General features: G+C 41.4%; 12 protein-coding genes. 3 read left to right on the forward strand and 9 right to left on the reverse strand.

Annotated elements, in window-relative coordinates; genetic code table 11:
• Positions 1–14: 14 nt before the first annotated feature.
• Positions 15–1,235, forward strand: a complete 1,221-nt coding sequence (locus tag J5A56_RS04320; RefSeq protein WP_021671647.1) for a uracil-xanthine permease family protein — start codon at positions 15–17, stop codon at positions 1,233–1,235.
• Positions 1,236–1,905: 670 nt separating this feature from the next.
• Here J5A56_RS04320 and J5A56_RS04325 read toward each other — a convergent pair.
• From J5A56_RS04325 to hemW, 4 genes are all read right to left on the reverse strand, one after another.
• Entirely contained in the window at positions 1,906–2,808 is a 903-nt protein-coding gene (locus J5A56_RS04325) for an IS3 family transposase (protein WP_211815502.1), read from the reverse strand.
• Complete coding sequence (locus J5A56_RS04330; RefSeq protein WP_211815441.1) at positions 2,766–3,164, reverse strand: transposase; 399 nt, start codon at positions 3,162–3,164, stop codon at positions 2,766–2,768. Before J5A56_RS04330 ends, J5A56_RS04325 begins: the two co-directional genes overlap by 43 nt.
• Positions 3,165–3,366: 202 nt before the next feature.
• Positions 3,367–3,693, reverse strand: coding sequence for a hypothetical protein (locus J5A56_RS04335; RefSeq protein ID WP_021671054.1), 327 nt, complete (start codon positions 3,691–3,693; stop codon positions 3,367–3,369).
• Between the two features lie 57 nt (positions 3,694–3,750).
• Positions 3,751–5,016, reverse strand: coding sequence for a radical SAM family heme chaperone HemW (hemW, locus tag J5A56_RS04340; RefSeq protein ID WP_021671055.1), 1,266 nt, complete (start codon positions 5,014–5,016; stop codon positions 3,751–3,753).
• Between the two features lie 205 nt (positions 5,017–5,221).
• On the opposite strand from hemW, the gene J5A56_RS04345 reads away from it, so the two are divergent.
• Positions 5,222–7,384: an elongation factor G gene (locus J5A56_RS04345; RefSeq protein ID WP_021671056.1), complete on the forward strand. Its 2,163-nt coding sequence runs from the start codon at positions 5,222–5,224 to the stop codon at positions 7,382–7,384.
• Positions 7,385–8,128: 744 nt separating this feature from the next.
• On the opposite strand, the gene J5A56_RS04350 is transcribed toward J5A56_RS04345, so the two are convergent.
• Together J5A56_RS04350 and J5A56_RS04355 are read right to left on the reverse strand one after the other, a co-directional pair.
• A complete protein-coding gene (locus J5A56_RS04350; RefSeq protein ID WP_036919010.1) occupies positions 8,129–10,624 on the reverse strand; it encodes a TonB-dependent receptor in 2,496 nt (831 codons plus the stop codon).
• 921 nt (positions 10,625–11,545) lie between these two features.
• Positions 11,546–11,977 (reverse strand): Fur family transcriptional regulator, encoded by a 432-nt coding sequence (locus J5A56_RS04355; protein ID WP_036919014.1) that lies wholly within the window; start codon positions 11,975–11,977, stop codon positions 11,546–11,548.
• A 375-nt stretch (positions 11,978–12,352) separates the two neighbouring features.
• Here J5A56_RS04355 and J5A56_RS04360 point away from each other — a divergent pair, with 375 nt between their 5' ends.
• Positions 12,353–12,880, forward strand: a complete 528-nt coding sequence (locus J5A56_RS04360) for a flavin reductase family protein (protein WP_021671059.1) — start codon at positions 12,353–12,355, stop codon at positions 12,878–12,880.
• 220 nt (positions 12,881–13,100) lie between these two features.
• On the opposite strand, the gene J5A56_RS04365 is transcribed toward J5A56_RS04360, so the two are convergent.
• From J5A56_RS04365 to J5A56_RS04375, 3 genes are all read right to left on the reverse strand, one after another.
• On the reverse strand, positions 13,101–14,390 hold the full coding sequence (locus tag J5A56_RS04365) for a histidine-type phosphatase (protein WP_021671061.1): 1,290 nt from the start codon (positions 14,388–14,390) through the stop codon (positions 13,101–13,103).
• 169 nt (positions 14,391–14,559) lie between these two features.
• The gene (locus J5A56_RS04370; RefSeq protein ID WP_021671062.1) at positions 14,560–15,717 is read right to left on the reverse strand and encodes an OprO/OprP family phosphate-selective porin; all 1,158 of its coding nucleotides are present in this window, start codon (positions 15,715–15,717) and stop codon (positions 14,560–14,562) included.
• A gap of 152 nt (positions 15,718–15,869) precedes the next feature.
• Positions 15,870–16,661 carry an acid phosphatase gene (locus J5A56_RS04375; RefSeq protein ID WP_021671063.1) on the reverse strand — a complete coding sequence of 264 codons (792 nt, stop codon included), beginning with the start codon at positions 16,659–16,661 and terminating at the stop codon, positions 15,870–15,872.
• Positions 16,662–16,671: the final 10 nt, after the last annotated feature.

Consider the following 16,671-nt stretch of genomic DNA (forward strand, 5'->3'; position numbering starts at 1 on the left):
AAATCATTCTTTACATGAGTAATTTACAACTATCGCCAGCACGAAAGACCATTGTGGGAGTGCAATTCCTCTTTGTAGCTTTCGGCGCTACTGTTCTCGTCCCTTTGCTCGTGGGACTTGACCCAGCAACAGCGTTATTCACAGCAGGTTTAGGAACATTTATCTTTCATTTGGTTACGAAAGGTAAGGTTCCTATTTTTTTAGGTTCTTCCTTTGCTTTCATTGCTCCTATAATTTCTGCTTCAAAACAGTGGGGTATGCCCGGAACATTGGCAGGAATAGCTGGTGTTGCACTTGTTTATTTCGTGATGTCAGCACTGATTAAATGGCAAGGAAAGAAGCTGTTAGACAAACTCTTCCCACCCGTTGTGATTGGTCCTGTCATCATTCTGATTGGTCTTTCTCTGTCAAAGGCAGCAGTAGATATGGCGAAGACAAACTGGCTTATAGCCTTTATCTCGTTGGGTACAGCTGTGACGGTTCTCTCTATGGGGCGTGGTTTGATGAAGTTAGTACCTGTTATCTGTGGTATCGCAGTAGGTTATCTTGTAGCAGCATGTATGGGGATTGTAGATTTCTCGGGAGTAGAGGCTGCTCCTTGGTTTGCTTTACCGCCTGCATTGGTGCATTTTCAGTTGCCACAATTTGCTTGGGAGCCTTTCCTTTATATGATTCCTGTGGCGATAGCTCCTGTGATTGAGCATGTGGGTGATGTCTATGTGGTAAGTGCTGTTGCGGGTAAAGACTTCACAAAGTCGCCTGGTTTGCATCGTACGATGTTAGGTGATGGTTTGGCTTGTTTGGCTGCCTGTATCTTTGGTGGTCCTCCTGTGACAACTTATAGTGAGGTGACAGGAGCAATGAGTATTACGAAAGTAACTAATCCTCAGGTAATCCGTATTTCGGCAGCGACTGCTATTGTCTTCTCAGTAATTGGAAAGTTGAGTGCTCTTTTACAGAGTATTCCTCCTGCTGTCTTGGGTGGTATTATGTTATTGCTTTTCGGTACAATCGCATCCGTAGGTGTTCAGAACCTTGTTCAGCATAAGGTTGACCTCAACCGTACACGTAATATCATTATTATCTCTGTTACGTTGACAATGGGTATCGGTGGTGCTGTGTTGCAGTGGGGTAGCTTCTCTATTAGTGGTATTGGACTTTCAGCTATGGTGGGCGTTATCTTAAACCTTATATTGCCACCAGCAAAGGAGAAAAAAAGCGAAGATAATTCATAATTCATAATTCACAATTCATAATTATGATTACTCTATAAGTCATATTCATTGTTCTTCCGTTAAATGTGTGGACGCTTTTCGTATCACTTTAACGGAAGAACCAAAGTTACTCACTAAACAAAAACTTGGCTAAGATAGTCAACATTCTATCCTGTTATCATCCTCTGACATTGAAAATTATCTCTTTTTAGACTTCGAAAATATGTAGGTGAGGTTTGAAAAATCATTACATAATTTCGAAGAAAACATCTATAACTAACGGCAAAAATACATATACGAAGATAGTTTGTAACCAACAGGGAATCAATTGGTTATAAAGCCGTAAAATAAAAGGTGCTTAATTGGACTTCAAAAGGGCGTTAGTAAGGGTCTTAAAGGGCATCTTTTGCAAGTCAATTGGGCGTCTTTAAGAATCCAAAAGAGCATGTATTGGCTTTGAACTGACTATGCCTAAATTTACTTCACACTTTTTTGTTTATTGTTACTGAATTGGTTTACACATTTTTTACTTGCTTCCTGAACAGCTTTACATCCCCATGGAAACTTTACTGATTCGCTTTACATAGTCATAAACTTTGACAATGAAGTCCGAACGTGTGTAGCACATGTTCAAAGTTAATATTTTTCCTTCAACTTACAAAATTTAATACCATGAAAAGCACAGAAACCCTTATGCCGCATTGCAGTGCCTTTCCCTCATTTGTCTTGGCGTAAGCATGCCGTTGCTCATATGGGGTCTCTTATTGTTGTAGAAGTCTATGATACCGGCAATGATGCATCGTGCATCATCGAGGTTCTTCGGTCGTTTCATGTGGTAGAGCCACTCTTGCTTTATTATTCCGTTCACTCTTTCGGCGATTGCATTATCTGTAGGGTTGTAGTCTTCAGTCATGCTTATGCCTGAGTGTATACTCTCCAGCCTTGCCACGTAGGCGTTGCTGCAGTATTGAACCCCACGATCAGAGTGGTGCGTCATCAGCGAGAGATCCATACCCTGTGACTGTTCTATTGCCATGTCTAGGGCAGCAAGCGTATTGACAGCCTGCAGACTGTCAGAAAGCTTCCATCCGATTATCTCATGAGTGAAGGCATCGGTTATGAGGTGAAGATAGACCACACCATCCTCAGTATCTATATACGTGATGTCTGCTACCCAGAGTTGTGCAGGACGTGTAAGAACCATTCCTTTTGCCGTGTTCTTATACTTGAAATAGTTGTGATTGGAGTTCGTGGTGTGGCGACATCTGGATGGCTTCAGCATAAGGTGATGCTTGTGCATTAGCTGGTAGAACCTGTCGCGCCCAGGCATTAAGCCAGGATAGATATCCATAAGCATGTGCAAAAGTTTCTGTGCACCTATGCGAGGAGCATCTGCACGAACATCCATTACTGCACGTACGACAATTTTCTCAGTAAGTTTACGGCGTTCCCTCTTCTCCTTACTCACAGAGTAATAGCCTTCACGAGTCTTGCCAAACAGTCCACTCAGCAGACCTATTGATAAACGAGGGTTGCTGACTCGAAGGCTGTCTACTGCTTGGCGCCAGCTTTTTTTAGCAAATCCTCCCCGTATTCCTTACTGCTTATCTCTATGACTTTCATCAACCCTTGATTGCGAAGTTCAGAATACTCCAAAGCTTTCTTCAAATTGGATACTTGTTCTTCAAGCTCTTCCTCACGGCTTAGAGGGGCTTTCTCCATATCTTTCTTACTACGCATAGCTTTTACTTTAGTAATAATATCATGCGACAAAGATAGCTTTTTTTCATCTAAATCATACTTTTTTTGCCATTGATAAAAGCTGGCACTATTAATGTCGTACTTACGACAGATGAAATTAATTGACACTTCGGATGAGTAATACTCACGAAGTAAAGTGAGAATAAAGTTCTCACTGAATGTTCTGTGTTTAGAATGTTTACTTCCCATTTTGAATTTTAAATGTTAAAATGATGTGAAGTAAATCTGCTATAAGACAAACTGTATGAAAATAGTTTACAAATAAATCAATTATATGGGAATAAACTGTTTGTAAAAGACAGATAGACGTTGCACCTAATTACATTTGTCATGTAGTTTATCCCCCTTTATAAAACCACCTAATTGAGGCTAATCATACCATGTATGTGGATTAATCACTAATAGAATCTTTGTATTGTTGCTTTATCTTTTCTTCGAGTTCTGCTAATGTTTGCTTGCTATTGAATAGGCTCTTGATAAGGCGATAGCCCAACCATATCAAGATCATGCCAACAAGGGCAAGGAGATATTGGACTACGATACTGTTTACAATAGTCTTTGTATAGTTCTCGCAGATAACAAAACCTGCAATGAAGATGACATAATCAATCCATCCCGAACCATTATAGCTGCGAGCAATACGTTGATACTCTTCGTTGTTGGCAAGAATCTCTTTGCGATTTTCAGCCCATTTCTTTTCAAATTCTTCGTTGGTCATGTGTGGGTTGGGTGTTGGGTGGTGAATATTGGAGGTTAATGAATTGTGGTGATATCTTTATACTTTCATTAAATCGCTCATAACAGAGTCGCTGACATAGATACCATTGCGGGTGAGACGGAGCCAGCCATCGTCCTCTTTTAATAAACCTTGTTCTATTGAGGGTTGTGCGAGGCGCATGAGATACGTTCTGTATTCAGCTGACAGGGTAGTAAGGTTTATCCCTTCACACGTACGGAGGGCAGTCATAATCATGTCGTTATAGTGTGTGTCGGCATCTATTATTTCCTCTTCGGTTGGCAATTTGTCTTCTTGTATGGCAGTGATATAAGCCTTTGTGTCTGATACATTCCAACTTCTCTTACCGTTGCCGTAGGAATGAGCAGAGGCTCCGATGCCTATATAAGGGACATTGTGCCAATACGAACTATTGTGTTGGGAACGGAAGGGACTTTTTACTTTGAAGTTTGAAGTTTGAAGTTTGAACTTTGAGGTTTGAACTTTGAAGTTTGAACTTTGAGCTTGAAGCTTGGCAAAGTTGCTAATCTCATATTGCTCATATCCTGCTTCGGATAAGCGGTCGATGAGTGTGTCATACATCTGTCTGTAAAGCTCGTCGTCCATTTCCTTAACCTTTCCTGCTTGGAGAAGGCGGTAGAGTGGGGTACCTTCCTCGTACATCAGACTATATGCAGAGATATGTTCAATGTCTAAAGCAAGCAATCGCTCAATGTCTTCTTTCCATTCTTTAAGTGTCTCATTGGGGAAACCAAACATAAGGTCTATGGATATGTTCTTGATGTTCACGTTTCTTAGGCGTTTGACAGCCGTCTCTACCTCATCCGTAGTATGTCTACGATGTAGAAACTTTAGGCGTTCATCTGAGAAAGTCTGCGCTCCCATAGAGATGCGATTGATGGGAAGTGAACGTAAGTTCTGTGCAAATGCTTCTGTCACATCATCGGGATTACACTCCATTGTGATTTCAATGGGTGTTGTTGTGCTACAAGTGTTACTCTCTCTATCCCATTCTAAACCAATATGAAAGACCTTTTCTATCGTTTTGAATATCTTTCGCAGACTCTGAAAGGAGAGTTGTGAAGGAGTTCCGCCACCCAAATAGATGGTTGACAAAGTTGTTCTTTCTCCTGATATACTATTATCTTTCTCCGCACGTAGTTCCATTTCATGACAAAGCGCATTCACATACTGCTCCTCAATAGAAAACCTTTCGTCCTTCTTCTTTGCAGATACTGTGGAATAGAACCCACAGTAAATGCAGCGACTGGCACAGAATGGGATGTGAATGTATAATCCAGACATGATAAGTGTATATATGCGTATATATTAATGTAAGCCTTACAAGAAGTAGTGCAAATGTACTAATAAGTTTTAAAAGAATTTGTTTTTTTTGTTAGAAACTTTGGTGTTTTCAATGAAAATGTCTAACTTAGACCGCTGAATTGATGAGCTTCGGCTTGTCCCTAAGACGAAACAAATTATTACTAACAGCTTAAATCTATCAGATATGAGAGTATATCAGACAAACGAGATTAAGAATATTGCCTTGGTTGGCAGTGCCGGTAGCGGCAAGACTACCCTTGCCGAAAGTATGTTGTTCGAAGCTGGTGTCATTAAGCGCCGCGGTTCAGTAGAAGCTAAGAACACCGTTAGTGATTACTTCCCAGTAGAGCAGGAGTATGGCTACTCAGTGTTCCCAACAGTTTTCCATGTTGAGTGGAATAATAAAAAGTTGAACATTATTGACTGTCCAGGTAGTGATGACTTCGTAGGTGGCGCTATTACTGCCCTCAATGTTACCGATGAGGCTGTTATTCTAATCAATGGTCAGTATGGACCAGAAGTTGGTACGCAGAACATTTTCCGCTATACTGAAAAACTCAAGAAGCCTGTTATCTTCCTTGTTAATCAGTTGGATTCCGACAAGTGCGACTTTGATAATATCTTCTCAACTATGCAGGAGATTTATGGTTCAAAGTGTGTTCTTGTACAGTATCCAATAGAGACCGGTTCTGGTTTCAACAGTTTGATTGACGTTCTGTTGATGAAGAAATATAGTTGGAAGCCAGAGGGGGGTGAGCCTATCATTGAGGATATTCCAGCTGACCAAATGCCTAAGGCTATGGAACTACATAAAGCACTCGTTGAGGCTGCTGCCGAGAATGATGAGGGCTTGATGGAGAAGTTTTTTGAAGAGGAAACATTGACTGAGGATGAGTTGCGTACAGGTATCCGTAAGGGTCTTGTAACCCGTTCAATCTTCCCTGTTTTCTGTGTATGTGCAGGTAAGAGCATGGGTGTTCGCCGTCTGATGGAGTTCTTGGGTAATGTTGTTCCTTTCGTTGATGAGATGCCTAAGGTGCACAATACGCGTGGTGAGGAAGTTGCACCTGACAGCAATGGTTCAGAGTCTCTCTACTTCTTCAAGACAGGTATGGAGCCACATATCGGTGAGGTAAGTTATTTCAAGGTGATGAGTGGATGTGTGAAGTCGGGTGATGACTTGACCAATTCTGACCGTGGTTCAAAGGAGCGTATGGGGCAACTCTATGCTTGTGCCGGTGCTAATCGTATCCCAGTTGAACTGTTGAATGCAGGCGACTTGGGTTGTGCCGTGAAGCTGAAAGACGTGAAGACGGGTAATACCCTAAATGGTAAGGGTATTGACCAGCGCTTTGATTTCATTAAGTATCCTAACTCTAAATACTCTCGTGCTGTTGAAGCTAAGAACTCACAGGACACAGAGAAACTGATGGCTGCTTTGTTAAAGATGCGTCAGGAAGACCCAACATGGGTTGTTGAACAGAGCAAGGAGTTAAAGCAAACCATCGTTCATGGTCAGGGGGAGTTCCATCTTCGTACGTTGAAGTGGCGTTTGGAGAATAACGAGAAGCTGCAGGTTGTTTTCAAGGAGCCAAAGATTCCATATCGTGAGACGATTACCAAGCAGGCAAAGGCTGAATATCGCCATAAGAAACAGAGTGGTGGTGCAGGTCAGTTTGGTGAGGTGCACTTGATTGTTGAACCTTACGCAGAGGGTATGCCTGATCCAACAAACTATAAATTCAATGGTCAGGAGTTCAAGATGAACATCAAGGGACGTGAAGAACGTGACCTTCCATGGGGTGGTAAGCTTGTCTTCATCAACTCTGTTGTTGGTGGTGCTATTGATGCTCGCTTTATGCCAGCTATCTTAAAGGGTGTGATGGATTGTATGGAGCGTGGTCCATTGACAGGTAGCTATGCACGTGATGTACGTGTGATAGTCTTCGATGGTAAGATGCACCCTGTTGACTCAAACGAACTTTCATTCACCTTGGCAGCTCGCCATGCGTTCTCAGATGCTTTCAAGGCTGCTGGTCCAAAGATCCTTGAGCCTATCTATGACTTAGAGGTATTTGTTCCAGGCGATTATATGGGTGACGTGATGAGCGACTTGCAGGGACGTCGTGCCATGATTATGGGTATGGACTCTGAGGCAGGTTATCAGAAGTTGCAGGCAAAGATTCCTTTGAAAGAGCTTGCTAACTATAGCATCTCGTTGAGTTCTCTCACTGGTGGTCGTGCAAGTTTCACCACTAAGTTTGCAAGTTACGAGCTTGTTCCGAACGATATCCAGCAGAAGTTGATTGCTGAGCACGAAGCGGAAGTGAAGGAAGAGGAAGAATAGTTCTCCTAAATTAGACTAATATAAGTGAAGAGGTTGATTCGAGGGCTACGGTATGTAGCTTCAGGATTAACCTCTTTTTCTGTCTATTTTGTATTAAGCCTATTATCGGCTCAGTAGGAAAAAGGTGGGGAAAGAAGTAGACAAAGAGCTAATAATAAAGGTTCAGTCCTTTCAAATTTTGAAGTGATGCGTATTCTCAAGTAAGAATAAGATGATTACAGTTTCTAAAAGAAAAGTTTAGTTTCAATTTGCTGTCATTTTTAACATTTTGTTTATCTCTCTGTATAATAACAAGTTAAGCCTCTGCAATCGATGAAGGGAATGACAGGAAATTAAGTTGATGTATTGCTCAATAAAACTTATCCTTTGAACTTTGAACATTAAACTTTGAAGAGATATCACACAGCGACGCGGAGAATACAGAGGTTTGACAAATATAAAACAATGGTGGTCGTGGAGGTACAACTGGTGCGTGAAGTGACGGAGGATATCTGCAAGTTTTGTTGTAGCGAGTGTTCGTAAGGGTTGTGTACAGCATTTATCGCCAAGAGCATCAGCAACCGCTGCGCTACGTCTCTGTTATCCTTTGTGGCATCGGTACCTCTGTGAGATTGCCTTTACTTCCGTGCTGTCCCTTTCTCCGAGTGGCCTATTATATAGGAGACTTATCTTTTCACTCCTAATTTTAGATGACTATAAGACCTCCCCTAACCCCTCCAAAAGAGGGGTGGAAGGTCTTTTCTCTTAGAAATGTATTCTAAAGTCCACACCCATTTGGAATGGATTACCCATCTGAGCGAATGTGTAGCGTGTGCCAGTAGCAGCACTCTGAACAGCAAAACTATTATACTTTGTATCTGTCAAGTTACGCACCCAGAGGTTGACATGTAGTGCACCAAAGTCGGCATCGGCATGAGCACCTAAGACGGCATAGAAGTTTTGACCGATAGAGTTCTGTTCATCCCAGTAAGTCTTACCCTGTGCAGAGAGGTTCATTCCCACCGTTACGCTACGAAGATGGAAACGATTTGATGGGTCAAGGAGTGCAGCTGGGTCTACATCTATACGATAATCAGCATTGGCACCAAGCGTATGCTGTGGTACGAAGGGAACATGCTTATCTTTATAATCAACTATTCCAACTCCTGCAATAGAATCCTTATACTCATCGAATTGAGCACTTGTAAAGCCATAGCTAAGTCCGTAAGTCAGTTTATTGTCCAAAGCACCACCACGAACGGTTGCTTCCAAACCACAGGAATGACTACGACCAGCATTCGTCATCACACGTCCGAAGCCATAGTTACCAGCCATCACAGAGAGTTGCTGATTGCGAATCTGCATATAATAAGCAGCAAGATCAAGATGTAATTGGTTGTTCAAGAGGTTAAGATGTGTTCCTACCTCATAGTTCCAACTTGTCTCTGGCTTATATTCAATCGTCTTTGCAATACGCTCATAATACGCCTCATCATGAGCAATATCTACATCAGCTCGTGCCTTATTAGCTGCTTGTGAAGTCTCAGCCTGAAGCACATCTGAGAACATCTCAAAGTTGTAACCACCTGCACGATAACCCTTTGACCATGTCGCATAGACGTTACTACCATTCTGAAGGCGATAAGTCAGACCAACCTTTGGAAGGAATTGCTTAAAGCTGTCATGTTCACTATGTTTCAGGGTTGAAGTGATTACAGGGTTAATGGTTATGCCCATCACACGCTCCTGCAACGCCACACGTGCAGAGGTTGCATAATCGATACTCACGCGAGAATAATCATAACGTAGACCCAAGGTTGCCATGAGGCGATCAGAAAGTTCAATATTACTCTCATGATAAATACCAAAGTTGAACGTTGGCGTACGGAAAGTGCCTGGGACAGGATCCATTGTCATGTTGATATTTACTCCACCTGCTCCTGCTATTATAGCTGCAGCACTTGCACGTGCAGTCTTATTAGCAAGTTCCTTTGGCATTCCACCAGCAATCATTCTTTCCGCCATACCTCTTGCCATTGCGTTGAGTATGCCATTATAGGCATAATCCGTAATCTTTTTTGAAAGGTAGCGATTTATTTCCTGGTCGAAATAGACAGGGGCGATTGTCTTCAGCCACTGATAAGAACCGAAAGCACCAAAAGTCCAATGCCATTTGCTGTTGTTCTGACTCTTGATTGACAATTCTTCTGTCAACGCATTGCCCGACTGACGCTGTGTAAGGTGTATAAAATCCTGTGGACGATAGTCAATATCCATGAGCATATAGTCACGAAGGAACTGCCAAGAGGTCATCGAGTTGATATCAAAACCGTTACCAGCATACTTAATTCCTAATCCAGTATTGAGGATATTACGGCGATAATTACCTTGACGGTTCTGGTTAGGCAACTGCGTTCCAGCCTTCAAACCATAAAGGGGTGAAGTGATATTTGCAGAAGAAATCTCATCTTCTGTTACCACTTGTCCGTATGGGAAACCATTCTGACGAGTATATTGATAATCAGCAATGAAGTCAAAATTAAGTCTTTCTGTTGGATGCCAAAGGAAGCGTCCCTTAGCACCAAACTCATTGATAAGGTCGGCACGTGATCCATCATACTGATTACGGAAGAATCCATTCTGTCCACCATAGAAACCAGCAACTGAGTAAGCCGTCTTATCATTCAGTTTCTCATAATGACTTACTTCAATTTGGCGATGCCATTTCGTACCAGCAGAGAGCTTCACGTCTGTTCCCTGATAGTGGAAAGGATTACGACTATAAAGACGAATCAATCCGCCTTCGGTATTCATTCCATAGAGTGTTCCTTGTGGACCATGCAGTATATCGACACGGTCGACATCATACATATGGAAATTGAAGGCACTCTTGCTCAAGATAGGCATACCATCAACATAAACTCCTACGGCTGGAGAATAGACACGTGACCCAATACCACGCATATAAATAGAAGAGGTGTAGCGACTTCCATACTCAGGCATAGAGAACGACGGAACAAACGTTGATAGATGACGAGCATCCTGAACGTTAAGCCCCTGAAGAAGACTCGTGTTGAACGACGTACTACTCAATGGCTGCTGTCGTAAACGAAAGGCTTCCTTTGGCTGATCAATGACCACCACCTCGTCAATATCATACACACGGGAGGTATCTCCTATCTCAATAATGTTATTAGCCTGTAACCCTATGGGTAGAGACGAAGCCAACAAAAAAATAATACCAAACTTAGACTTAATCATCATATAATCTTGTTTTATGTTTTTGCTGATTGTTAATGTTGGCAAAGGTATAAAGAAAAAGTATAATATGCAATCCTAATTTATTAGGAATAATTATGTTTCTGGGTGTTACGTTAATCAAAAAGGAAATCTGTTCTTTCTGTTTATCTGCTTTCTGTGAGATAATAAGCTCTATTCAAAATTCATCAATCACAATTCATAATTATGATTAACACTGTAAGAAAGGTAAAAGGGTAAAAAGTAAAAGAGTTCAAACGTCAAAGTTCAAAGTTCAAAGTTCAGAGTCTTATAGGTGTTAAGCCTTAACACAAGTGGTGTTTACCAATCGCACCACATGTGCGCGGCACTGGCACATTGATTAAAGAGGGTAAATGAAATGATTGCTATTATAATAATACATCGTAAGACATGAATGATTGCGCTCTAAGGAAATGCTTTATCAGAAGCAATTTCTGTGGTGCTTATAAACAAGGTGATGTGTCGTGGTAAAAGACATAAGATGGTAGTCTACTGTTTTAGTTAATGAAAGTCTTTGTTTTGTAAAGAATAATCATGAATATATTGTTTACAAGTAGGATAGTTGTTTGTAGAAAAATAAAACGGACGCACAAATTGTACGTCCGTAGAGATAAAAACAGTTACAGAAAAAATCTGTTAGTTTTTTAATTCTTTTACTTAAGGCATGTCCTAAAAACGACTGAGTGAACTGGTAATTTGCTCCGAAGAAAGTCCGAAAGATGACACGAAGTACCCCATGATTTAATTATTTGATGTCGGTGGTAAATAATAGAACCCACCTTAACCAGCACAAGGAGGGTGTTTGAATGTGTGTCTGACTCTCTTTTCTTGGCAAGTTTTACTTTTCGCACAGCTCTTGGTTGCTGATGTGCGCAAGTTTTTGCCACCTTTGATATGGAGGATTTAGTTAGTTTCTTCTTTCTCGTTCATCGCTTCAAGGCACTGAGGACAAACTCCTTTGTAGTAAAGTTGAGTGTCGTCAATTCTGAAGCCTTTGCCAATCTCACCTGTGTAGCGTGGCATCTCCATAGTTTCAAAATCGAAAACTTTCTCACAACGCTTGCAGAAGAAGTGTGCATGTGGCTCGGTAATACCATCATAGCATACGCGGTGGTCATCAATAGTAATCATTGATGCTGCTCCATGTTCAGACAACATTCTTAATGTATTATAGACTGTTGTACGGCTCACCGTTGGAAGTTGTTTCTTGAGTGCAAGGAAAACCTCTTCCACTGTTGGGTGAGTGTGGTGAGTTGCCAAATACTTCATGATTGCCACACGCTGTATAGATGGGCGAATACCTAATGCTGTCAATTTGTTATATACTGAATCCACTGTTGTCAACCTTTTTATCAATTTACACTAAAAATAATTCCACTAATCATAACAAATCATATGAATTGATATGGATGATTTATATAATATGTTTGCAAAGGTACGCATTTTGTGAATAACAGACAAATATTATGTTGTAAAAACTACAGATATTTTAGAAGTTGACGAGTGAATAGTTGACAAGTTAACAAGTTGCTTGCGAGAAAGACATAGTAACAAAAGAACAGAGGTGTGTTAATAACATAACAAGTAACTCATTCACTTGTCGACTCGTTCACTTGTTGTTTTTTTACTTGTGTGCTTTGTTGGGACGGATAAAAGTCTTACTTTTGTATTTGATAAATGTTGAAAGTGTATACATAAAGATTATTTCGTATGAAAGAAGTTAGTTACAAAGATTTGAAGTTTAATCCGTTTAACCTTTTAGGAAAGGAATGGATGCTGTTATCTGCAGGAAATGAGCCGGATGGTTGTAACACGATGACTATCAGTTGGGGACATCTTGGTTGTATTTGGGGGCATAACGATCCAACAGTTGTTGTTTATATCCGCCCCAATCGATATACAAAAACTTTCGTGGATAAGGAAGATTACTTTACGCTTTGTGTGATGGACGCATCATTCAAGAAACAAATGGCTTATCTTGGCTCTGTTTCAGGACGTGATGAGGATAAGATAGGGAAAACTGGACTGACAAAGGTGTTTGCAGAGAATAGTATTTATTTCAAGGAAGCAAAGTTGGTACTTGTCTGTAAGAAACAGTATGCTGCAGACCTAAAGGAAAGTGGTTTTATTGATAAGGAGGTTTTTGATCAGGCTTATCCTAATGGCGACCTTCATACGATGTATGTTGGTAAGATTGAAAAAATACTCGTTCGTGACGATGAGTATCTTGGTAAGTAAACGAGTTGACAAGGTGCTTGTAATAAAAGACATAGTAACAAAGGAGAGGGCTGGTGATTTAACAAATAACTTATCAAAGGGTAATCAATTCGTCAACTTGTTCACTCATTCCTCACGCCCTTTGTTATTATGTCTTTAATGGCGGACGATATTCTTCTGTTTATTTATTTATCTTTTACCAAATAACTTGTTCACTTGTCAACTTGTTCACTCGTCAACTTTACTTGATGTCATCGTATGCACGAATAGCTTGGAGGAAACGTGCATTGACATCTTCGAAAGTATAAAGACCGTCAGTGTTTTGACTGAGACCTTTCAGCTTAAGAGAGAATACTTGTGGAGCATGCTGCAGGTCAAGTAGGGACATCTGCTTCAGCTGGTCTGTACTCTGATAAACAAGGTTTACGGCAATATAAGCTTTACCAGCAGCGTCAACCCACTTCTCTAAGACAAGCTTTGAACCGATAGGAGTCTTCTTCTCAATAGAGTTTGGGAGTGAATACTCCTCAACGCCAAGAGCAGCATCAACGCTTGCAATGTTTGAGTCGTGACCGCAGAGGAAAGTAAACTTGCGATCCTTGGCGTTTAACTCATCGTACATATACTGTAGAAGAGGGTGAGCTACGTTGGCAGCAACGATAGGAGCGGTGAAAAGCACATCGCCATATACGTCTTTTACCTTAGCAATCTTAGTCCAATCTTCAAGTGAAAGTTTGTGTCCAAAGGCTGCTTTTAGGGCGTCAGGCTCCTCATAGTACTGAAGGATGAAGGCATCAGAAGCAGAGTTAGCATTCTTTAGCGAGCCTTTCATACCTGGTTCCTGATTGAGTTCAAGCGTAATCTGTGTATCGTTGTTAACGAAGTCCTTTATTTCTCCTTTCTTATAATACTCACTCTGTTTCATATCCAATACCTTGGTTATGAGGTCATAGCTATCCTTCAATCCCTTGTTGATACCAACAAGTCCTTCCTTACCACCCATAGCATTGATTTGCTTCATAGCCTCAGTGCGGAAAGCCTCTGTACTCTTCGTAAGGCGTGGGAAGAAGATTGGGTCCATCTTAGATGGTACGTAGCGATGGTTCACACGTAGGTTAGCCACTGGCATGAAGCCACTTGAGAAGTATTGTGCTGTAGCAATACAACGCTGCATAGAGTTAGCATAGAGGTTTACCTCGTCTATAGTAGGAACGTAGTTGTCCTTAAACAGACCTGTCTCAATTGTCCACTTACGGAAGAACTGTCCCATCTCAGTCTCAAGAACACCACCTCTAAGTGTCAGTTCACTGGCAGCTGATGACCAATTCGTCCACTCGTGTGGAGTCATCTTGCTCAGTGTAGAACCGTTCGTTGACAGTGGTGAACGGATGTTATGACGAGAAAGTATAACAACCTCTTTCAGTTTATATTTCCCTTTGAAAGCCTCAGAACGCTGGAGCTGTGCCTGTGCTAATGCTGGACAAAGGAATGTCAGCATCAGAAGGAGGAGGAATGAATTGATTTTTCTCATTGTAGTAGGGCTTTTTTAATTCATAATTGATAATTCACAATTCATAATTATGATTACTATTGTTTGCTATAAAGATAGGTGATTTATCTATAGTTAATGGTAATACCCTTATCATAAGCATCCGAAGTAATCATAATTATGAATTATGAATTGTGAATTCTGAATTAGTTTAGAATTTAATCTGCAAACGTGTCTCAAGAATAGAGAATGTATTGTTGTTGAATGCTGCATTATCTGTTGCGCGGGTGATAGAACCACGAACACGCCAGATCATATACTTGTTAAGGTAATAGTTGAAGGTCAATGACCAATCGTTTACCTTACCACCAAAGATATTGGCATCCTTATCTGTTAAGGTTGAGTAGTTGTAAGCTGCAACAAGTTCCAATGAGCCTGGGTCAGGGGTAGCAATACCTGCATCAGCCTTGGTGTAGGTGTAGCCTTGTCCCTTAAGGAGATAGCGTACATTGCTATATGCACCCCATGCGTTATAGTTAGGCATTGCGTTGTCACGCTTAACACCTACGTAGAAGTATTGTGCCTCGAAGCCGAAATTACCAACAGCAAAGTTCATTTCAGGAGAGAACTTCCACAGTGCAGTAGCGTCTGTGATAGTTGCTTGTTGTGCTGCAACATTTGCAATACGTGTTGGGAATGGAGCCTTCAATGTATATGACTTATGGTTAAGAGCTGCATTACTGTTGTAGCGTGGTGCCTCATATGCACCACTGATACCAATGTGGAAAATCTTTCCACGCTCAGTCATTGGATGCCAAACTAATCGTGTCATTGCACCCAAAGCCTCGTTACCGAGCTTATCAGATGTCATCTTCATCGCATCATTCTCTGCAAAAACAGATGCTGTAGCGTGAAGTTGCTCACCTGTGTGAACATACATGGCACCAAGCAGACGGCTATTGAAGAATGCTTGGTTGGCCAATGGCTCTTCCATTGAAATCTTGAAACTTGATGATGTACCACTCTGTAAACCAAACTGATGTACGAAGTAACCCATACGAACCAAGTTCTCATGGTCGAACTTATAGTCGAGGCTGATGTCTTTGAGTGAAAGGCTCTGACGTGCATAACCAACGTCAATCTTTGCTTTCCACTTACCGTATGTTGCACTTACGCCAATACGAACGTCAGGAATAGCGACACCACTATTGAGTTTTTCGTTTAGGGTCTTGTCTGTTGAGTGCATCAGACCCGCATCCATAAGGATTCTACCAGTTGGTTTTACGACCAACTTTGGCTCTTCTTCTTGAGCAAAGGCACCTGCGCAAGTCATTAAGGCACAGGTAGCAATAAGGATAATTCTTTTCATAGAGGTATTTTTGTTATCTATATTCTATAAATTAGGTTTTTATCTGATGATTAAAGCAATGATAGGGGATCAAACGGAGTTAAGTTGTGCATAAAGAATTAAATAAATCCTCTTACGCCTTAACTCCTTTGATACCTTAAACTTTGCAAAACTTAGTTTGCAGCCTTAAAAGTACTCTTTGCAATCTTACCTTCTTTCTTCAGCTTAGCAAACTCTTTCTTAGCCTTTGCCAACTGCTCCTGAAAAGCAGGTTCTGCGTGGAGACGTGCTACAACAGCTGCACTGATGATACGTGCTGCATCAACGTCGCTCTGCCAGTGGTAACCACAAATAACACGGCTCTGCCCCATCTGATAGCCACGCTCAAGGATTTCGTTCTGACGATCAACATTAATCTCAGAAAGAACGAGTGCTGTTGCCCAGCCAATAGCTGTATGACCTGATGGATAAGAGCCATTGGTTGAGAGCTCTTGCTGCTGCTCTGGGTTACATGTCATCTCCTTATAGAAAGCGAATGGACGAACACGCATGTAATGATTCTTAGCACTACGAGTAGCCAAGTCACCTGCATCCTCACGCATATTCAATACGAGTTTGTAAATTTCAGGAGTTGTCTCCTTGCTAATCTTGATACCGAAAGCCTCTGAAAAAGCGTTAGGAACACCATCGCCACCCACACGTGCATCAGCTGCTGCCTGATCGCCACGAGGCGTATTGCGTTGCATCTTACCCCACTGGTATTGTGCTTGGTCATTAAGGAACTGAATACTACCAGGCTGTGGAGGTGCCGGAAGAAGATCGAGCGAACTTGCTTGCTGTCCATCCTGAAGGTAATAGAGATCTGGTTGTGTACGTACATCTTTAATCTTCTTTGCCGCTGTCTGTGCAAAAGTGGTTACTGAGAACATTGCCAGCAAACCAACTACTAAGGTTTTTTTTGTCATTTTGGTAGAG

The sequence above is a fragment of the Prevotella melaninogenica genome (genome assembly GCF_018128065.1).
GTDB lineage: Bacteria > Bacteroidota > Bacteroidia > Bacteroidales > Bacteroidaceae > Prevotella.